Genomic DNA, 19,703 nt, shown 5'->3' with positions numbered 1-19,703 from the left:
GCAAGGCCGCGAGGACCGCGCCGGCGGCGCTCGCGATCAGGATGCGGCGACGGTGTGTGTCGACCGCATTCGTGGTTGGTGCCTTCGTGGGTGCATCCATATGGGATTTTCCTCGCGGTGATGTTCCGGCGACGGGAAGTCATCCGTCGCGAACCGACTCTAGGAAGCTGCGGACGCAGCCGGAAGGCATCGCGAAGGGCTCATGCTGTTGAGCGCTGCGCATCAGTGCGGGCGCGCATCGCGGCGCCGCGTGCGCGCTCGTGGGGGAACCGTCGGATATCCGGCGGCCTAGCGCAGCGCGATCACTTCGCGCGCGGCGAGGCGACGCAACTTGCGCGGGTTGCGCTGTACGTACAGGCGGATGATGCGTTCGCCGTCGCTTTCGTAGAACTGCGCCGATTCGAGCTCTCCGTGCAGGTAGCGCAACACGCCGGCATGGCCATTGATCGTGGCGAGCTCGACGCGCATCCGCATCGACGGGCGCAGCGTCGGCGCGAACAGGAGTCCGGCGATGCGGCGGTCGCCGACGAGCGGCTGCGTCTTCACCGTCTGGACGAGGCCGCCGCCGTCGCTCCTGAGTTCCACCGATTCGGCAAGCATGTCCTTCATCGCGCGCAGGTCGCCGGCCGCGATCGCATCGACGAAACGGCGCATGAGTCGTTCGTGCGCCTGCGGCGTGACGGAATAGCGGACGCGTTCGCCGCGCAGCTGGTTCCGGGCACGGTGCACGATCTGGCGGCACGTCGCCTCGGATTTTTCCAGCACACGTGCGATTTCGTCGTAGTCGACATCGAGCACTTCGTGCAGCAGGAACGCGGCACGCGCTTCAGGGGCGAGCCGCTCGAGCACCATCAGGAACGCGAACGAAAGATCGCTCGACGTTTCCAGCAGCTGCTCCGGCGTCGTGGCGTCCGGGGTGAGGACCGGCTCGGGGAGCCAGAGGCCGATGTACTTCTCGCGTTCGGCGCGCGCCTGCCGCAGGCGGTCGATCGCCCGCCGCGTGGTCGTCGCAACCAACCAGGCCTCGGCGTTGTCGATCTGGTCGATATCCGTGCCGTGCCAGCGCGCCCACACGTCCTGCACCACGTCTTCCGCTTCCGCGAGCGAGCCGAGCATGCGGTACGCCGCACCCAGCATGCGCGGCTGCAGCCGACTGAAGATCTGGATCGCGTCTTCCATGCGGGCACCCGCCGAGGCCGGTGCGCGCATTGTGGCACGGGATGGTCGCCCGCGTGCCGAAGGCCGCGTCGCCCGGTCATCAGTCGGCCGGTAGCACCGCCGGCTTGCCGATGTCCTTCAATAGGACGACGACGAACTTCGCAGGATCCCGCCGACTCGCGTTGCGGCCGATGGTGTGCACGTCGTCAGGCCCCTCGTGGAACGTGTCCCCGGGCTTCAGCGTGACCGGGTTCGCGCCGGCCACGCCCATCACGATCGAGCCTTGCAGGACATAGACGAAGGCGTTCGCATCGTGACGATGCGTGTGCTCGACGGCACCCGGCGGATACTCGACCGCGAGCATGAGGACCTCCTTGCCGGGATAGTCCGGCAGCGTGCGTTGCGAAAGCGTCGTGACGATCGGCGCGGGTGCTTCCACCGCCTCCTCGCCTGCGAGGACGACTCCGGTGCACACGAGCGCGAGCGATGCAACGAAACCGATGATGCGCATGTCAGTCTCCTGGAACGGTAGATCGGGGCGGCTGCTGTCGACCAGCCGGGACGCTCGCTCATTGGACGATTCCCCGTCGATGGCCTGGCGCGGCGAAGCGCCCGACCCGAAATGTGGTGGCCGCGCACGCTCCCCGGTAGGTGCCCGCAAGGACGCAACGTGTTGCAGGTTCGGCATCAATGCGTCGCCCTCGTCACAAGGCGCCTCGCCCATCCGTCTACCGGATGTCGATCGTCGATCGACTTCGCTCCCTCGCGGGTACCAAGGCCTCGAACAGGGGAAGGAACATGCTTGCGCATTCGTTGTCCGATGCCGCCGCCGGCGGCCACGACCCTCTCACCTCGAGTTTCTCGGCGAGTTACGCCGGCGTGGTCGCATTCATCGCGGTGGCGACCGAAGGCAGCTTCGCGCGCGCGGGCGAGCGCCTCGGCGTAGGCCGCTCGGCGGTGAGCCGCAGCGTGCAGAAGCTCGAAGCGCAGCTTGCCGCGCGGCTGTTCCAGCGCACCACGCGCGCCACGTCGCTCACGCGCGAGGGCGAGCTCTTCTTCGAGAACTGCCGTCCCGGCGTCGAGCGCATCCTGCAGGCGCTCGAAGAGATGCGCGACCTGCGCGAGGGGCCGCCGCGCGGCCTGCTTCGCATCGCCGCACCGCTGGGTTTCGGGCGCAAGGTCGTCGCGCCGCTGATCGCCGGCTTTCGTGCGCGGCATCGCGACGTCGCCGTCGAACTCGTGCTCGACGAGCGCGAGTGCGACCTCGTGAAGGACCGCATCGACGTCGCCTTCCGCGACGGCGTGCTCGCCGACAGCCAGGTCATCGCCAAGCAGCTCATTCCGATGCAGATGGCCGTCTGCGCCGCCCCCGGCTATGCACGACGCAACGGCCTGCCGCAGTCGGTCGACGAAATCGCGCGCCACGCATGCATCAACCAGCGCCTCGCCAATGGCCGCCTGCGCGAGTGGACGTTCCGCGTCGATGGCCGGGCGTCCGCGATGACGCCGGAGACCGGGCTCACCTTGAACGACCCCGCCTTGATCCTCGAGTCGGTGTTCGCCGGCGAAGGGCTAGCGCAGCTCCCTGCCTGCCTCGTCTGCGACGCGCTGAGGGCCGGCACGCTCGTCACGTGCCTCGACGAGTTCTCTCCCGACGACGGCGGCCACTACCTGTGCTACCTGAGCCGGCAGCAGCTGCCCAAGCGCATTCGCGCCTTCGTCGACTTCATGACCGCATCGGTACGGGCGCTCGACCTCGACTGCTCGCCGCTCCCGCGGCCCGATGCCGCGAGCTGGCCGGTCGCCCTCGCCGCGCGCGACGTCGTCGCGAACGCGTGAGGTGCGCGGATTGATGCGCCGGCGGAAACACGGCGCGTTCCTGCAGGCGGCTTCCGGCTCGTGTAGGCGATACCTAGCATGGCGACAGCCGGTAGCGGCCAGAGCGTGCCCGCCGGCATGTCCCAACGTCGAGGAGGATTCCCGTGAAGATCGTCATCATCGGAGGCACCGGCCGCATCGGCAGCAAGGTCACCGCGCGCTTGCGCGCCCAGGGTCACGAGGTGGTCGCCGCCGCCCCGGCGACGGGCGTGGACGTGCTCACCGGCGAAGGACTCGACGCCGCACTGGCAGGCGCGCGCATCGTCGTCGACCTCGCGAACTCGCCGTCGTTCGAGGATGCGGCCGCGCTCGACTTCTTCCGCACGGCCGGGCGCAACCTGCTCGCGGCCGAGGCGAAGGCCGGCGTGAGCCACCACCTCGCGCTCTCCGTCGTGGGTACGGACCGGCTTTCGGCGAGCGGATACTTCCGCGCCAAGCAGGCGCAGGAGGCATTGGTCCGCGAATCCGGCATTCCATACACGATCATCCATTCGACGCAGTTCTTCGAATTCCTGCCGGGCATCATCCAATCGGCGGCGCAAGGCACGACGATCCGGCTCTCGCCGGCGCTCGTGCAGCCGATCGCGTCGGAGGACGTCGCCGAGGCGGTTGCGCGTTTCGCGCTGCAGCCGCCCACGAACGGCATCGTCGAGATCGCCGGCCCCGACCGCGATTCGCTGTCCGGGCTCGCGCAACGCTTCATGTCGCGGATCGAGGATCCGCGCGAAGTGATCGCGGACGTCCACGCGCCGTATTTCGGCGCCGAGCTCGCGACCGACACGCTGGTCCCGGCGAATGCGGCATGGAAGGGCTCGCTCGACTTCGAGCACTGGCTTGCATGCTCCGAGTTCGCGGCCGGTTACGACCAGCTGCACAAGCTCCACTGACGAACCTGCCGCGTAGCGGCGAAGCCCCGGTACCGCCATGTCCATGTTGCAGCCGCCACCGCCGAGCCTCCTCGACAAGTACCACGGCGACGATGTCCTGCCGCTCTACACGGGGCGCGTATGCGTCACGGGCGGCGAGGCACGGCACGGGCGCGCGTCGGGTATCGCACGCTCGGACGACGGCCGGCTCGACGTGCACCTGCGGCTGCCGGAGGCGCTGGGCGGGCCCGGCGACGGGACCAATCCGGAGCAGCTGCTCGCCGCGAGCTATGCCGCATGCTTCCACGGAGCGTTGACCCTGCTCGCGGCGCGCTCGGGCGTCGCCCTGGGCGACGCGAGCGTCGAAGCCGCGGTCACCTTCGCGCGCGACCCGGTGGATGGAAGGTTCCTGTTGTCCGCCGACATTCGCGTGAGCCTGCCTGGCGTCGATCGCAGGCTCGCCGCCGAGCTCGTGCGGCACACCGAGCGCATCTGTCCGTACGCGAAGATGTTCCGCCAGGGCATCCGGCATGCGGTCACGCTCATCGACGAGGCGGCTCCGCCGCAGCAACACGGCCAATCCTGAGGGCAGGGACGGGAGACGCGCCATGCCGCTGACGTATGTCCGGGTCCATCCGAAGAATCGCCTCCTCGCGTGGATCGAGGATCGCCTGCCATGGCTGACGTTCCTGTCCGCGCACACCAGCGGATACTACGTGGCGAAGAACCTCGACGTCTGGTACTACTTCGGCGTGCTCGCGCTGGTCGTGCTCGTCAACCAGCTGCTGACCGGCATCTTCCTCGCAATGCACTTCAGGCCGACCGCCGCCGATGCCTTCGCGTCGGTGGAATACATCATGCGCGAAGTGCCGTGGGGCTGGCTGATCCGCTACCTGCATTCGACCGGCGCATCGCTGTTCTTCGTGGTGGTCTACATCCACATGTTCCGCAGCCTCATGTACGGCTCGTACAAGCGGCCGCGGGAACTCGTCTGGCTGCTCGGCTCGTTGATCTTCGTCGTGCTCATGGCGGAGGCATTCATGGGCTACGTGCTGCCCTGGGGACAGATGTCGTTCTGGGGCGCGAAGGTCATCGTTTCCCTCTTCAGCGCGATACCGGTCGTCGGCGACGACCTGACCCGGTGGATCATGGGCGACTACCTGCCGGGAGACGCGACCATCAACCGCTTCTTCGCCCTGCACGTGATCGCGTTGCCGCTCGTGCTGCTGCTGCTCGTCACCGTGCACATACTCGCGCTGCACGAAGTCGGTTCGAGCAATCCGGACGGCGTGGAGATCGCGGACACCAGGGGCGAGGACGGCAACCCCGTCGACGGCGTCCCGTTCCATCCGTACTACACCGTCGACGATCTCTTCAGCACGGCCGTCTTCGTCCTGTTCGCGGCGTTCGTGGTGTTCTTCGCGCCGACCTTCGGCGGGGCCTTCCTCGAACCCGAGAACTTTCGCCCCGCGAATCCGCTCGTGACGCCCGGGCACATCAAGCCGGTCTGGTACTTCACACCGTACTACGCGATGTTGCGTGTCATCCCGGGCAAGCTCGCCGGCATCGCCGTCATGTCCTCGGCGATCCTCGCCGTGTTCCTGTTGCCGTGGCTCGATCGCGGGACCGTGCGATCGGTCCGCTATCGCGGGCTCGGTTACCGCATTGCGCTCGCCTTGTTCGCGATGTCGTTCGTGCTGCTGGGTGCGGTCGGAGCCGGCGTGTCGGCGACGCTCATTCCGCGCCTGTTCGGCGCGGCCGCCGACGTCACGTGGATCGAGAACGCGTTCGGCCGATTCTGGACGGCCGTGTATTTCGGCTACTTCCTGTTCACCTGGATCTACACGCGCTTCGGGCTCGAAAGAACCCGTCCGGTTCCGGCGCGCGTGACCTTCGGTACCGATTGAACCACTCGCGAGGAGAAGTACATGCGCACCGGACAAGGCTACACGCTGGCGGAATTCGTCCTGTGGACGCGTCGCTCGATCTACGGGCTGCTCGTGCTCGCCCTCATTCCCGCACTGCTCCATCAGTTCGCGGGATTCACCTGGCTGACGGTCCCCTGGGGCGTCGTGTTCATGCTCGGCACGACCGTCGCGCTGTCGGCGGGATTCCGCACCTTGCAGACGTACAACCGCCTGCAGGAGGCGCAACAGGCCTGGTCATCGATCGTGAGCAGCAGTCGCGTCTGGGGCGGGCTTTGCCGGGATCTCGTCGACGATCCGGTGCGCGCGCGCGCGCTCGTCTACCGGCATTTCGCATGGCTCGCGGCACTCAGGCACCAGTTGCGCGGCGCGAGGGCGTGGGAGACGACGAACAAGGCCTACAACATCGAATACCGCCGCCGGTACCACATCCAGGAGCGTGAGGAATCGTTGCAGGACGCGATCGCGCGTTACGTCGATGCCGAAGACGCGGCCGACATCCTGAGCTCGCGCACCAGGGCGCTCGAGGCGCTGAACCTGCAGGGCCGGGAGACCAGGCGCCTGCTGCGCGAGGGCGTGCTGGACCCCGCTGCGTACGCGGACCTGCAGGACGTGATCGGCGAGTTGCAGAGGCAGCAGGGCGTCGTCGAACGCATCAAGAACCTTCCCTATCCGCGCCAGCACGCATTCATCAATTCGCTGTTCGTGCGGATCCTCTGCCTCGTACTGCCGTTCGGAATCATCGGCGAGTTCGCGCGGCTCGGCATCGCCGACGGCACGGCGCAAGTGGGCATGATCTGGCTCGGCGTGCCGGTGAGCGTCCTCATCTCGTGGATGTACATGTCGCTGGACCGTGTCGGCGAGAACACGGAGAACCCGTTCGAGGGCGGCTCCAACGACGTGCCGATCACGCGGATCTGCGGCGAGATCGAGGCGGACCTGCGCGACATGCTGGGCGAAGTCGAGGTCGTTGCCGCAGGCAAGCAGGAAGCCGACATCGCATTGTGACGAGGCGTGCGTCGCCCGCGCCGAATCCGCGTCAAGCGTCCGGCGGGGCCGTGCCAGGCGAAGGGATCATCGGCCCGGCGACCTGGTGGAAAAGGGCAGGGTGTCGCGGCATGGCGTGCGATCGCTGGCCCTGCGGCCGGTGCGCACGCGCCGCCTCCGGCCGCCCGTGCGGGACCTGTGCCAGGCATGCGCGGCGGCTTCCCAATCCCTTCGCCGGTGCATCGATGCGATCCGGTCGGCTGCCGTCACCACGCACCGGCACCCGCAGGCGTCGGTGATCCTGTTTGCCGGCGCGCGCCGCATCGCGATGTAATCGTTTCCCGCGGGCGGTGCTGCAACCGTCGCAAATCTACTACAGCGCGCGTCGTGAAATTCGGCGCATTATATGCGGACGGGCGATTCCATCTGGGGTATCGTCGCGCCACGTCCATGGACAGGCGATGGGGGTTGCATGATCCGAGTGGTTCTGGTCGATGATCACGAGCTGGTGCGCACCGGCTTCCGCATGATCCTCGCGCAGCAGGCGGGCATCGAAGTCGTGGGTGAAGCCGCCGACGGCGAGCACGGGCTCGCGCTGATCCGCAGCGAGTTGCCGGACGTCGCGCTCGTCGACGTCCACATGCCGCGCCTGAGCGGCATCGAACTCACCGATCGCGTGCGCAAGCACAAGCTTTCGACGCGCGTGGTCATCCTCACCGTCGTGAGCGAAGCGCCGTTCCCGCGCCGCCTCATCGAGGCCGGCGCGAGCGGCTACCTGACCAAGGGTTGCGCGGCGGACGAACTCGTGCGCGCGGTGCGCCAGGTCGCCGATGGCCGGCGTTATCTCTCGCCCGACATCGCCGAAGTGCTTGCGCTCGGCGCTCTCGATGGCGGCGAGTCGCCGTTCGAAGTGCTGTCGGCGCGCGAACTCGACGTCGCGATGATGCTCGCGCGCGGCCAGGACATGCAGCTCATCGCCGACAAGCTCAAGCTCAGCGCGAAGACCGTGGCGACCTACAAGTACCGCCTGTTCGACAAGCTCGGCGTCGACAATCCGGTCGCGCTGGCGCATCTCGCCCACACGCATGGCCTGCTCGACGATCGCACGCGCGCGTTGAGCGACTGATGTTTCACCGCGGCGCCCGCGCCGCCCGCCAGGCGACAGGCTTCGAGTGATCTAGCGCACCGCGGGGCGACGGCCCCGCGGTGCGCTCCGGATCATTCGCCCTTCGCGTCGTCGCTCGTGCGTGCCGGTTCGCTGCGCGCGGACTCGTCCCGGGCCGACGGCGTGCGCTCCTCGGCGACCGGCACCGGGCGCGGCAGCGGCAGGTCGAGAGTCTGCCCGCGATCCGGCGTGGCGGCAGGAGCCGGCGAGGCGGAATCCGCCGGCGCGGTGCCAGCAGCGACGTCGCGCGTGGCCGGCGCGCGCGCGGCAGCCGTGACTGGCGGCGTGGTCGTCGACGGGCCCTGGACATTCGCCGCAGGCGCGGGCGCCGACGACGGCTTCGGCGGCTCGGTGGGCGCGCGCGTGTCGCTCGGCGTCGCACGCGGCACCGGCGGCGCCGCGGCTTCGACCGGCGCGAGTCCATGCGTGTGCGCTGTTCCAAGTGCCGCCGCGACTTCGCGCTGCAGCGATCGTTCGTGCAACCCATGCGCGGCAGCGGGCGCGACCGGCTTCGGTGCCAGCGGAGCGTGTGCCGGCATCGCCGGCGCGGGTGTCGGTGCGACCGGCACGTCGGCACGCACGACGGCGGGCGCAGCCGGCACCGACGTCGTCGGTGTTGCGACCGGCGCAGGCGCCGACGGCGTGGCAGGCGACGGCATGGCAGTCGAGGGTGCCGCGGGCGTCGGTGCGGCAGGGGCGGGCGTCGCCGTCGAAGGCGGCGCAGGCGAAGGTGCTATCGTCGCAGGCGTGGCGATGGACGGCGCGGACGTCGACGGTGCCGGCGAAGCTGCTGCAGGCGCCACGGGCGCGCGTTCCGCCGGCGGCACGCTCACCGCGGGTGCCTCGACGCGAGGCGTCCGGTCCGGTACCGCGGGAGGCACCGGATTGGCGACCGGCGTCGTCGGGGCCGTCATCGCAGACGGCTCCTGTTTCGGCGCGGAAGGCGTCGAAGGCGGGGCGGCCGCGCCTGTCGGCCTGCCGTGCTCGTCGCTGCCATCCTCGTCGTCGAAGTCGTGGTCGACGTCGGTGCTGGCGTGCACGGCCGACGCCGGATCGCCGGCGCCTTCCTTGCGACGACGACGACCGCCGCGGCGGCCGCGGCGGCGCGAGCGCATTTCGTCGCGCGGCGTTTCGCCTTCGCTTTTCGGTGCCTCGCCCGGCGCGGCGCCAGTGGCCACGCGCTCGACCTTCCCGGCCGGCGCCACGGCGCCGACCGGAGTCGGCTGGACCACGGCTTCCCCGGGCTTGGGCGCGGCGGCTTGCTGCGGAGCGGGGCGCGCGTCCGCGGGCTTCGCTTCGCTCGCGGCGCGCTGCGGGGCGCGCGTATCGCCGACGACGGGTTGTTCGCCACTGCGGCTGCCCGGGCGCTCGTCACGCCGGTTGCCGCGCTGTTGCTGTTGGTCGCGCTTCGGGCTCTGGCCGCGCTGTTCGCTGCCGGGGCGGCCGCCGTCGCGGCGGCCATCCCGCTGCTGGCCCTGCGGCTGGGCGCCCCCCTGGCGCTGTGCGGGTGGCTGCTGCGCCCGGTTGCCTTGCGGCTGTCCGGCCGGTCGCTGCTGCGCGCGCGCGGGCTGCTGTCGCGCAGCGTTCTGCGCGGGGCGCGGGTTGCCGGCCGCGGCGGCCTTCGGCTCGCTGCTGCCGCCGCGGAACCAGCCGATGAAGCGGGCGAGCAGGCCGCCACTCGGCATCGCCGGTGCAGTCGCGGCGGCGGCTGCCGGCGCCGGCGCGGCCGGCTCGGGGCGCTCCGGTGCCGGCGTCGCGCGCACGACGCCGGCGACGGCCGGCTGCTCGGGCTCTTCGCTCGGGCGCAGCATTTGCGGCAACGGCGTGGTCGCGACCGGCGTGGTGCGCTGGTAGCTCGGCTTCATGTCCTCGCCGATGTCGGCGACGCGCAGGCGCTGGATCTCGAGATGTGGCGTCTCGAGCTTGTCGTCGGCGACGACGATCACATTGACGTCGTGGCGTGCCTCGATCTCGCTGAGCTGCTTGCGCTTCTCGTTGAGCAGGAAGTTGGCGACGCTCGGCGGCGCCTGCACGAGCACCTGGCCCGTGCTTTCCTTCATCGCGTGTTCCTCGACCAGGCGCAGCGCGGACAGTGACAGCGATTCGACGCCGCGGATGCGGCCGTGGCCTTCGCAGCGCGGGCAGACGATCTGCGTCGCCTCGCCGAGGCTCGGGCGCAGGCGCTGGCGCGACATCTCGAGCAGGCCGAAGCGCGAGATGCGGCCGACCTGCACGCGCGCGCGGTCGAGCTTGAGCGCGTCCTTGAGCTTCTCCTCGACGTCGCGCTGGTGGCGCGGCGAATCCATGTCGATGAAGTCGATGACGATGAGGCCGCCGGCGTCGCGGATGCGCAGCTGGCGCGCGATCTCCACGGCCGCTTCGCAGTTGGTGTTGAACGCGGTTTCCTCGATGTCGCCGCCCTTGGTCGCCTTGGCCGAGTTGATGTCGATCGCGGTGAGTGCTTCGGTCTGGTCGATCACGATCGAACCGCCGGAGGGCAGGCGCACGGTACGCTCGAACGCATTCTCGATCTGCGTTTCGATCTGGAAGCGCGAGAACAGCGGCGTCGTGTCCTGGTACAGCTTGAGCTTGCGCAGGTTGTTCGGCATCACCTGCTGCACGAACTCGCGCGCGTCGGCGTAGAGTTCCTCGTTGTCGATGAGGATCTCGCCGATGTCGTTGCGCAGGTAATCGCGCAGGGCGCGGATGATGAGCTTGGATTCCTGGTAGATCAGGAACGGCGCGGGGCGCGACTGCGCCGCCTCCGAGATCGCCTTCCACAGCTGCAGCAGGTAGTCGAGGTCCCACTGCAGCTCTTCGGCGTCGCGGCCGAGGCCGGCAGTGCGCACGATCAGGCCCATGTCGTCGGGGACCTGCAGGCTGTCGAGCGCTTCCTTGATGTTCTGGCGGTCCTCGCCCTCGATCCGGCGCGACACGCCGCCGGCCTTCGGGTTGTTCGGCATCAGTACCATGTAGCGGCCGGCGAGGCTGATGAACGTGGTCAGCGCCGCGCCCTTGTTGCCGCGCTCTTCCTTCTCGACCTGGACGACGAGTTCCTGGCCTTCCTTGAGGAGTTCGCGGATGCCGGCCTTGTTGGGGTTGAGCCCCGGCGCGAAGTACTGGCTGGAGATTTCCTTGAGCGGCAGGAAACCGTGGCGGTCCGCGCCGTAGTCGACGAAGCAGGCTTCGAGGGATGGTTCGACGCGGGTGATGCGCGCCTTGTAGATGTTGGCCTTCTTCTGTTCCTTGGACGGGATCTCGATGTCGAGGTCGTAAAGGTTCTGCCCGTCCACGATCGCCACGCGCAACTCTTCCCGCTGAGTCGCGTTGATCAACATGCGTTTCATTGTCGTATTTCCTTGTCGGCGCTCGACTGCCGTCGGCGCTGCGCGATGTCGCGCTGCGCGATGCCCGCGTTTCGCGGGCCGACGGCGGCAGGTGCGCCTCGTATTTCCGACCGGCGCTTCCGCGCGCCGGCATCATGGGGTTGCTGCGCATCCGCGAACCCTCGCCCTCGTTGCGACGGCGAGCAATCCGCGACCCGAGCCATTACGATGGCCTTCCTCCCTGCGCATCGCTCCGATGGAGTGATCGAATGCACAGGGCGCGAAAGGGACGCGATGGACGGGGGCGTCATAGCTGTCCCGGACTCCCGCGGATGGGGCCCGGCACGGCGCGACACGCCGGTTCAGCATAGCAGTTTCCGGAAGATTTTTTCAATGAAGACACGCACTTCGGCGACAAATCGCGACGCCGACTCCAGCCGCCGCCGCGCTGCCGCAGAGCGCGCGGCGCGGCCGTCCCCCGCGACGCCGAACGCCGCTCCGCCGGCCACGCCGCGCGTGCAGACCGTGGTCGTCGACGACGACCGCGACGGCCAGCGGCTCGACAATTTCCTCGCCGGACGGCTCAAAGGGGCGCCCAAGAGCCTGATCTACCGCATCTGCCGCACCGGCGAGGTGCGCGTGAACGGCGGCCGGGCCAAGCCCGACCAGCGCCTCGCGGCGGGCGACCAGGTGCGCATCCCGCCGGTCCGCCTCGCCGAAAAAGGCGAGGCGGGGCCCCCGCCGGGCGGCCAGCTGAACCGCATCGAGGCGGCGATCGTGCACGAGGACCGCGATTTCCTCGTCATCGACAAGCCGGCCGGGATCGCCAGCCACGGGGGCAGCGGCGTCAGTTTCGGCGCGATCGAGCTGCTGCGCGCGGCGCGCCCGCGCGACACGCTCGAGCTCGCCCATCGGCTCGATCGCGATACCAGCGGCATCCTCGTCCTCACGCGCAAGCGCTCGGCGCTGACCGCGTTGCAGGCGGCGATCCGCGAAGGCCGGGTCGAGAAGCGCTACCTCGCCCTCGTCGAAGGCGCGTTGCCGAAGACGCGCCTCGTCGTCGACGCGCCCCTGCGCAAGTCGGTCCTGCAGGGTGGCGAGCGCATGGTGCGCGTCGACGGGGAAGGCAAGCCCTCGCGCTCGCGCTTCAGCGAGGTCGAGCGTTATGCCGGTGCGAGCCTGGTCGAAGTCGCGCTCGAGACCGGCCGCACGCACCAGATCCGCGTGCACGCGCAGCACCTCGGCCACCCGCTCGCCGGCGACGAGAAATATGGCGACCGCGCGTTCAACAAGGCGATGCGCGAATTCGGCCTCAAGCGCCTGTTCCTGCATGCGGCGCGCTTCGAGTTCGCGATCGGCGAGCGCAGCTACGGCTTCAGCGCGCCGCTGGCGCCCGAGCTCGCCGCGGTCATCGACGCGCTGCAGGGGCGGCGCGTGCCACGCTCAGGTGCGCGCTGACGCGGGCTGCGGCAGCCGCCATTTGAGGTTGACGCCGAGCGTGCCGAGCACGATCAGCACGATGCCGGCGATCTGCACCGGTTGCAGCGTGCGGGCGTACAGCACGTAGTCGAGCAGCAGGGTGACGACCGGGTAGATGAAGGCCATCACCGCGATCGTCGTCACTGGCAGGCGCGGATAGGCCGAGTAGAACAGCACGTAGCAGATGCCACTGTGGACGAGGCCGAGGCCCGCCAGCCACAGCCAGTGCGGGCCCGCGTGGGCGACCGCGCCGACGTCCGCGAATGGCGCGAGCATCGCGACGCCGGCAAGGCACTGCACGAGCACGACGAGGAGCGGGCGTTCGCGGCTGATGCGCCGCGACAGCAGCAGCGAGGCGCCGCAGAGGATCGCCGCGACGAAGGTCAACGCGATGCCGAGCGCGTAATCGGCCCCGGCACCCGCGAACAGCTTGAGCGGATCGGCCGCGCACGCGACGCCGACGAAGGCGAGTGCGGTCCAGGCGAGGTCGGCTGCATGCGCGCGCTCGCCGAAGAACACCGCGGCGATCACGATCATCGCGAATGGAAAGAAATGGTAGACGAGCGTCGCGACGCCGATCGAAGAGCGCGCCATGCCGGCGAACAGCGCGACCCAGTTGAGCACGAGCAGCACGCCGCTCAGCACCGCGGCGCGCAGCAGCGCGCTGTCCCCGAACACGCCGCGCAGCTGGCCGCGCGCGATGCCCCAGGCGAGGAGGAACGCGCTGCCGAACACGCAGCGGAAGAACACCGTCGTGATCGGGTCCTGGCCGCCCTCGTGGGCGAACACGCCGACCGAGCCGATCAGGACCTCGGCGATGAACAGTTGCAGCATCGCGCTGCTCGCGCGATTCGGGATCGAAGCAGTCATCGGTCGCAGCCGGCAAGGGGAACGAGGCCAGCGTAGGGCTCGCGCGACGACCGGTACAGGATCAGATATCATGAAACTAGACCAGTACAGATGACATGGCCTCGACCTTGCTCTACGAAGACCTCGCCGGACGCCTGGGCGCGCAGATCCGCCGCGGCCTGCTGCGTCCGGGCGAGCGCCTGCCGTCCTTGCGGCGGCTCGGCCGGCAGGAGCGGGTGAGCATTGCGACTGCGGTGGAGGCGTACCTGCGGCTCGAGCGCGAAGGGCTCGTCGAGGCGCGCGAGCGCTCCGGCTATTTCGTGCGCGCTGCCGCGCTGCGGCCGCCGCAGGCACGCTTGCCGCGCCTGCAGGCCCGCGCGCCGCAGGCACTGCGCAATCCCGCCCTGCTCGACGTGCTCGACGTGCTCTCGCGCGAGGACCTGTTGCCCTTGCACGTGACGACGCCGGCGGCGGAACTGTTGCCGGTCCGGGCGATCGCCGCGGCGGCCTCGCACGTGTTGCGACGCGACCCCGGACTCGCCCTCGCGTACGGGGCGCCGCAGGGCCTCCCGGCACTGCGCGAGTGCATCGCGCGGCGCTACCTGCACTGCGGTGTCGAAGTCGATCCCGGCGAGGTGGTGATCACCGCGGGAGCGATGGAAGCGATCACGCTGGCCCTGCGCAGCGTCACGCGCGCGGGCGACGTCGTGCTCATCGAAACGCCGACCTACTATGGCATCCTGCAGGCGATCGCCGCGCTCGGCCTGCGCGCGATCGAAGTGCCCAACCGCGTCGGCGCCGGCATCGACGCCGCCGCCGTGCGCGCCGTGCTCGCGCGCCATCGGGTGGCCGCGGCCGTGCTGGTGCCCAATTTCAACAACCCGAGCGGCAGCCTCACGGGCGAGGACGACAAGCGCGCGATCGTCGCCGCCTGCGGCGAGCACGGCGTCACGGTGATCGAGGACGACCTCTACGGCGAACTCGCCTACACGGGCGAGCGCCCGCCGCCGCTGCGCCGCTACGCGGGAAGCACGAGCGTGATCACGTGCAGCTCGTATTCGAAGACGCTCGCGCCGGGCCTGCGCATCGGCTGGGCGCTCGCCGGCGCACACACGGACGCCATCGTGCGCGCGAAGTGCTTTTCCTCGGTCGCGACGGCGAGCCTGCCGCAGCGCGCGATCGCCGAGTACCTCGCGCGGCACGACTTCGATCGTGCCTTGCGTCGCCTTCGCCGGGAACTCGCGGCGAACTCTCAGCGCTGGCGCGATGCGGTCCGCCGCCATTGGCCCGCCGACACGCGCGTGTCCGAGCCGGCCGGTGGCATGACGCTCTGGCTCGAACTCGGCGGCGGCGTCGAAGGGCAGGCCCTGCTCGAGGCCGGCGCCGCGCGCGGCATCGGCTGCCTGCCCGGGCACCTGTTCTCGTTGCGCGGCGACTACCGCGGCCACGTGCGGCTCGGCCTCGGGCTTGCCTGGACCTCGCGGATCGAGGATGGCCTGCGCGTGCTCGGTCGCCTCGCCGACACACTGGCGCGACGCGGCGCGCACAAGAGGACACGCCCATGATCGAACTGGTCGGTTTCGACGGCGACGACACGCTCTGGCACAGCGAAGGCTACTACCAGCACGCCGGTGCGGAGTTCGAGCGCATCGTCTCGGCTTACATCGACGTCGCCGACGCGTCGGTGCGCGCACGCCTGCACGCGGTCGAGCGGCGCAACCTCGTGCTGTTCGGCTACGGCGCGAAAGGCATGACCCTGTCGATGATCGAAGCCGCGATCGAGGTCACCGCCGGCAGGATCGCCTCGCGCGACATCCACCGCATCGTCGAGCTCGGGCGTGCGATCCTCGATCATCCGGTCGAGCTGCTCGACGGCATCCGCGCCGCGGTCGAGGACGTCGCCTCGCGCCATTGCATCGTGCTCGTCACCAAGGGCGACCTGTTCCACCAGGAGCGCAAGGTGGAGCAGAGCGGCCTCGCCGACCTGTTCCATCGCATCGAGATCGTTTCGGAGAAGGACGAACGCAGCTACGCGCGCGTGCTCGCCGAATGCGCCGTCGCCGCGCCGGCGTTCGCGATGGTCGGCAACTCGCTGCGCTCGGACATCGAGCCGGTGATCGGCCTTGGTGGGTACGGCATCCACATGCCCTACCACGTGACCTGGGAACACGAACTGCAGCACGGCGTGGAGAGCGGCCACCCGCGCGTCGCCACCGTCGACGGCCCCGCGGGCATCGCGGCCGCGCTGGCCGCGTTCGATCGTCGCGGCTGAAGCCGCTCCTGCCGAAGCGGCGCCGACGCGCAGCCAGGCTCGCACGTCGTCGTGCGCGATGCGGGGGCAACCGTCTTCACCGGTCGACAATTCGAAGGTTCCCGTTCGCGGTGGACGCGACCCGGGAAGCGGACGTCGTCGAAGCGCCGGCCGTCGGGGCGCAACGTTCGCGCACAGGGTGCGCGCCTGCACGGATGTCGTGCGCCGCGCTCCGCGGGAGCGGCCGCGATGCTTCCGCTCAGCGTTCGGCGCGTCGCATCGACTCGTAACCGGCGAGCGCGGCGGCACGGCTTGCGCCGAGGTCGATGATCGGTGCGGGATAGCCGCTGCGCCGAAGTGCCGCGGGGACGGTCCACGGCCGATGGATCGCGCGCGCGTCGAACGCGGCGAGTTCGGGCACCCAGCGACGGATGTAGGTGCCGTCGGGATCGAATCGCTCGCCCTGCGTGACGGGATTGAAGATGCGGAAATACGGCGCCGCGTCCGCGCCCGTGCCGGCGGTCCACTGCCAACCTTGCGTGTTGTTGGCGAGGTCGGCGTCGACGAGCGTGTCCCAGAACCAGCGTGCGCCGTGCAACCAGTGCTGGCGCAGGTTCTTGGTCAGGAACGAGGCGACCAGCATGCGCACGCGGTTGTGCATCCAGCCGGTCGCCCACAACTCGCGCATGCCCGCGTCGACGATCGGCATGCCGGTGCGACCCTGTTGCCAGCGGCGAAGCTGCCGTGGCTCGATGCGCGCCCACGGATAGGCGTCGAACGCGGGATCGAGGTTCCGTTCGGAGCTGGCGGGAAAATGGAACAGCAGATGGTGCGAGAACTCGCGCCAGCCGAGCTCGCGCAGGAATGCTTCCTTGCCGTCGACGCGCGCGTGTTCGATTTCCCATGCGATGCGCATGGGCGATATCTCGCCGAAATGCAGGTGCGGCGAAAGGCGCGAGGTGCCGGCCACGGAGGGCACGTCGCGCGCGACCGCGTAGCCGCCGAGCGCTTCGTCGAGGAATCGCTGCAAGGCGACTTCCGCGCCGGCTTCGCCGGGCCGCCAGGCCGCATCGAAACCGGCGTCCCAGCGCCTGCGCGGCAGCAGGTCGAGCGCATCGATCGGCGCCGTCGCCGGGGCGGTCGCAGGCATGCGGTGCGGTGCCGGCAGCGGTGGACGCGGCTCGAGGCGCGCACGCAGGTTGCGCCAATACGGTGTGAACACGCGATACGGGCCACCCGACGCGGTCGCGATGGCCCACGGCTCGCACAACAGCGCGGAATTGAAGCCGTGCACACCGAGGCCATCGGCGCGCAGCGCCTGCTCCACCGATGCGTCGCGCGCGCGCGCCGCCGGTTCGTACAGGCGGTTCCAGTAGACGGCGTGCGCACCCGTCGCGGCAGCGACTTCGCGCAGCGTCGCCAGGCTGTCGCCGGCGTACACGTGCAGGGTCGAGCCACGGGCACGCAGGTCGCGATCGAGCGCCACGAGCGAACGGTGCAGCCAGCAGCGGCTGGCCGCGCCCGCTGGCCACGGCGCTTCCTCGTGCGGCGCGTGCACGTAGACGGGCACGACGTGGTCGTGCGCGGCGAGCGCGGCGGCGAGCGCCGGATTGTCGGCGAGGCGCAGGTCGCGGCGGAACCAGGCGAGCGCGATGCTCATGCGCGATCCGTTGGCGCCTTGCCTGCGCGCCCGTGGAGGCGCGCGTGCGTCACGCCGCGCGGATGTCCTCGACCCGCGCTGCGCAGATGACGTCGTTGAGCGAGAGTCCACCGACGTCGTGGGTCGAGTAGTGCACGACGCAGCGGTCGTAATGGACTTCGAGGTCCGGATGATGGTCCTCGCGATGCGCGATCGAAGCGACCGCGTTGACGAACGCCATCGTGCGGAAGTAGTCGGGGAAACGGAATTCCTTGCGGATGCCGCCGCCGTCGGCCGTGCGTTCCCACCCGGGCAGCACGGCGAGCGCGTCGGCGATCCCGGCCGCGTCGAGGCCGGCGTCCTTGCCCTTGCGTGGAACACAATGCTGCGCGCGCAGCGATTCGATCGAGAAGGCCATGTCGGGATATCCGTCCGAAGAGGTCATTCGAGTATAGGCGGATGACGGCGGGTCAATTCAGTACTAAACTGGTGCTGTATTGGTGCGGACGTCCAGTCCGCGAAAAGCGGGGCGGCCGTCCCTGGCCGCACTTTTCATCACGAGCATTGGGCAAGGCAAGCATCATGATTTCGTTGTCGGCTTCCGCGCAGGAGCATTTCCGCAAGCTGGTCGAGCAGCAGGCGCTGCCGGGGCTCGGCATCCGCGTCGTCGCGGTCGATGCGGGTACGCCGAAGGGTGATTGCCAGCTCGAGTTCAGCGAGCCTGGCGATCGCGACGGCAGCGAATGGGAAGTCGAGTGCGACGGCTTTTCGCTGTTCGTCGACGCGCACAGCGTGCCGTTCCTGGACGGCGCGACGATCGACTTCACGCGCAATGCGACCGGCGGCGAGTTGACGATCCGCGCGCCGGCGCTGCGCGGCAGCGTGCCCGGCGAGGACGCCAGCGTGGTCGAGCGCGTGCGCTACGTGATCGAGAGCGAGATCAATCCGCAGCTCGCTTCGCACGGCGGGCGCGTGAGCCTGCGCGAAGTGACCGCCGACGGCATCGTCGTGCTGCAGTTCGGCGGCGGTTGCCATGGCTGCGGCATGGTCGACAAGACCTTGCGCGGCGGCGTCGAGCAGACGCTCAAGGCGCGCGTGCCGGAGGTGACGGGGGTCGCCGACGCGACCGATCATGCGAGCGGCAGCACGCCGTACTACAAGCGGCAAGCCAACGGCTGAAGATCCCCGCGCAGCCGGTTGCGGCATGAAAAGGGCGCGGCATCGCGCCGCGCCCGGATCGATCAGTCGCCCTGCACCTTGTCGTGCAGGTCGGTGAGCTTGCTGCCCGGCAGGCTGGCGAAATACGCGGACACGTTGACGATGTCCTCTTCGGACAGCGTCGTCGCGAAGCCGGCCATGATCGGGTTCTTGCGCTCGCCGGTCTTGTACTCGCGCAGCGCGCGCTCGAGGTAATCGTGGTACTGGCCGGCGAGACGCGGGTACTGCGGGTCGGCGGCGTTGCCGTCGGCGCCATGGCAGGCCTGGCACGGCACGGACTTGGCCTTGCCGGCCTCGATGTCGCCCTTGGCGAAGGCGGGCGTCGCGCAGGCGGCGAGCGTCGTGATCAACAGCGATGCGGTGAAACGCTTCATCTGGTGCGGTCCTGTCTCAGGGCGTGAGGCTGGAAAGGTAGGTGGCGATGTCGCGGATGTCCTGCTCGGACAGGCTCTCGCCCTGCGCGCGCATCGTGGGGTGGGCGCGCTCGCCCTTCTTGTATTCGGTCAGCGCCGCGACGAGGTAGTCGTAGTTCTGTCCGCCGACCTTCGGCACGTGGTAGTTCGGGTACGGGTTCTTCCAGCCCGGGATGCCATGGCAACCGGCACAGGTGTAGACCTTGGTTTTGCCCGCGGCCGCATCGCCTTTTTCGGCGGCGAGGCAGGGCAGGGACGTGATCAGCAGGGCAGCAGCAAGCAGAGGCGCTCGGGTCATTTTCGTTCCGGTGCGGCGTTGGTTGAACTTCTCGGGCGTCAAGCCTGTGGAGTATAGCGGCCAACCCTCGTCGCCGGCCACCGTCCGCATGCATGAAGCGCGCCTCACGCGCGTCGTCGTGTGCGCGTCGCGACGCAACGATTCGCCCCGATCGTGCATCCAACGCGCGTTGCATGGCTCGTGACTACCGGCTCACGACGTGGCGCGGGTTCCGGCGCAGCATTCCGCAAGGATCCTCCCCCTGCTGCAAC

At 69.5% G+C, this 19,703-nt stretch carries 18 protein-coding genes; 10 read left to right on the top strand and 8 right to left on the bottom strand.

What is annotated here, in order from left to right; all coding sequences use genetic code 11:
• Positions 1–288: 288 nt before the first annotated feature.
• Both sigJ and EV148_RS10465 read right to left on the bottom strand, forming a co-directional pair.
• Positions 289–1,179, bottom strand: coding sequence for an RNA polymerase sigma factor SigJ (gene sigJ / locus EV148_RS10470; protein ID WP_131997693.1), 891 nt, complete (start codon positions 1,177–1,179; stop codon positions 289–291).
• Positions 1,180–1,258: 79 nt separating this feature from the next.
• The gene (locus EV148_RS10465) at positions 1,259–1,846 is read right to left on the bottom strand and encodes a cupin domain-containing protein (protein ID WP_241988053.1); all 588 of its coding nucleotides are present in this window, start codon (positions 1,844–1,846) and stop codon (positions 1,259–1,261) included.
• Between the two features lie 110 nt (positions 1,847–1,956).
• Between EV148_RS10465 and EV148_RS10460 the strand changes: the two genes are divergently transcribed.
• From EV148_RS10460 to EV148_RS10435, 6 genes are all read left to right on the top strand, one after another.
• Complete coding sequence (locus EV148_RS10460; protein ID WP_199222763.1) at positions 1,957–2,997, top strand: LysR family transcriptional regulator; 1,041 nt, start codon at positions 1,957–1,959, stop codon at positions 2,995–2,997.
• Between the two features lie 143 nt (positions 2,998–3,140).
• The gene (locus tag EV148_RS10455; protein WP_131997687.1) at positions 3,141–3,923 is read left to right on the top strand and encodes an SDR family oxidoreductase; all 783 of its coding nucleotides are present in this window, start codon (positions 3,141–3,143) and stop codon (positions 3,921–3,923) included.
• 37 nt (positions 3,924–3,960) lie between these two features.
• On the top strand, positions 3,961–4,488 hold the full coding sequence (locus EV148_RS10450; protein ID WP_131997684.1) for an Ohr family peroxiredoxin: 528 nt from the start codon (positions 3,961–3,963) through the stop codon (positions 4,486–4,488).
• A 28-nt stretch (positions 4,489–4,516) separates the two neighbouring features.
• A complete protein-coding gene (locus EV148_RS10445; protein WP_425479858.1) occupies positions 4,517–5,809 on the top strand; it encodes a cytochrome b in 1,293 nt (430 codons plus the stop codon).
• 21 nt (positions 5,810–5,830) lie between these two features.
• Complete coding sequence (locus EV148_RS10440) at positions 5,831–6,835, top strand: bestrophin family protein (RefSeq protein WP_131997678.1); 1,005 nt, start codon at positions 5,831–5,833, stop codon at positions 6,833–6,835.
• Between the two features lie 451 nt (positions 6,836–7,286).
• The gene (locus tag EV148_RS10435; RefSeq protein WP_131997675.1) at positions 7,287–7,940 is read left to right on the top strand and encodes a response regulator; all 654 of its coding nucleotides are present in this window, start codon (positions 7,287–7,289) and stop codon (positions 7,938–7,940) included.
• Positions 7,941–8,032: 92 nt separating this feature from the next.
• On the opposite strand, the gene EV148_RS10430 is transcribed toward EV148_RS10435, so the two are convergent.
• A complete protein-coding gene (locus EV148_RS10430; RefSeq protein ID WP_131997672.1) occupies positions 8,033–11,326 on the bottom strand; it encodes an Rne/Rng family ribonuclease in 3,294 nt (1,097 codons plus the stop codon).
• 372 nt (positions 11,327–11,698) lie between these two features.
• Between EV148_RS10430 and EV148_RS10425 the strand changes: the two genes are divergently transcribed.
• A complete protein-coding gene (locus tag EV148_RS10425) occupies positions 11,699–12,763 on the top strand; it encodes an RluA family pseudouridine synthase (RefSeq protein ID WP_131997669.1) in 1,065 nt (354 codons plus the stop codon).
• Here the strand turns inward: EV148_RS10425 and EV148_RS10420 are convergent.
• Positions 12,749–13,654, bottom strand: coding sequence for a DMT family transporter (locus tag EV148_RS10420; RefSeq protein ID WP_131997666.1), 906 nt, complete (start codon positions 13,652–13,654; stop codon positions 12,749–12,751). The two genes, EV148_RS10425 and EV148_RS10420, sit on opposite strands and share 15 nt — an antisense overlap.
• Positions 13,655–13,749: 95 nt before the next feature.
• Between EV148_RS10420 and EV148_RS10415 the strand changes: the two genes are divergently transcribed.
• Both EV148_RS10415 and EV148_RS10410 read left to right on the top strand, forming a co-directional pair.
• Positions 13,750–15,198, top strand: coding sequence for an aminotransferase-like domain-containing protein (locus tag EV148_RS10415; RefSeq protein ID WP_131997662.1), 1,449 nt, complete (start codon positions 13,750–13,752; stop codon positions 15,196–15,198).
• Positions 15,195–15,905 carry an HAD family hydrolase gene (locus tag EV148_RS10410; RefSeq protein ID WP_131997659.1) on the top strand — a complete coding sequence of 237 codons (711 nt, stop codon included), beginning with the start codon at positions 15,195–15,197 and terminating at the stop codon, positions 15,903–15,905. Before EV148_RS10415 ends, EV148_RS10410 begins: the two co-directional genes overlap by 4 nt.
• Before the next feature lie 238 nt (positions 15,906–16,143).
• On the opposite strand, the gene EV148_RS10405 is transcribed toward EV148_RS10410, so the two are convergent.
• Together EV148_RS10405 and EV148_RS10400 are read right to left on the bottom strand one after the other, a co-directional pair.
• Positions 16,144–17,544 carry a cryptochrome/photolyase family protein gene (locus EV148_RS10405; protein ID WP_131997657.1) on the bottom strand — a complete coding sequence of 467 codons (1,401 nt, stop codon included), beginning with the start codon at positions 17,542–17,544 and terminating at the stop codon, positions 16,144–16,146.
• A gap of 49 nt (positions 17,545–17,593) precedes the next feature.
• Entirely contained in the window at positions 17,594–17,941 is a 348-nt protein-coding gene (locus tag EV148_RS10400) for a 4a-hydroxytetrahydrobiopterin dehydratase (protein ID WP_131997654.1), read from the bottom strand.
• A gap of 164 nt (positions 17,942–18,105) precedes the next feature.
• Between EV148_RS10400 and EV148_RS10395 the strand changes: the two genes are divergently transcribed.
• On the top strand, positions 18,106–18,702 hold the full coding sequence (locus EV148_RS10395; protein ID WP_131997651.1) for an NfuA family Fe-S biogenesis protein: 597 nt from the start codon (positions 18,106–18,108) through the stop codon (positions 18,700–18,702).
• 62 nt (positions 18,703–18,764) lie between these two features.
• Here EV148_RS10395 and EV148_RS10390 read toward each other — a convergent pair whose 3' ends face one another.
• The gene (locus EV148_RS10390; RefSeq protein WP_131997648.1) at positions 18,765–19,115 is read right to left on the bottom strand and encodes a c-type cytochrome; all 351 of its coding nucleotides are present in this window, start codon (positions 19,113–19,115) and stop codon (positions 18,765–18,767) included.
• A gap of 16 nt (positions 19,116–19,131) precedes the next feature.
• Positions 19,132–19,452 carry a c-type cytochrome gene (locus EV148_RS10385; protein WP_131997645.1) on the bottom strand — a complete coding sequence of 107 codons (321 nt, stop codon included), beginning with the start codon at positions 19,450–19,452 and terminating at the stop codon, positions 19,132–19,134.
• Between the last annotated feature and the right edge of the window lie 251 nt (positions 19,453–19,703).

The organism is Dokdonella fugitiva (genome assembly GCF_004342425.1).
GTDB lineage: Bacteria > Pseudomonadota > Gammaproteobacteria > Xanthomonadales > Rhodanobacteraceae > Dokdonella_A > Dokdonella_A fugitiva.
Note: the sequence above shows the minus strand (reverse complement) of the source record. Positions and strands in the feature narration are given on the sequence as shown.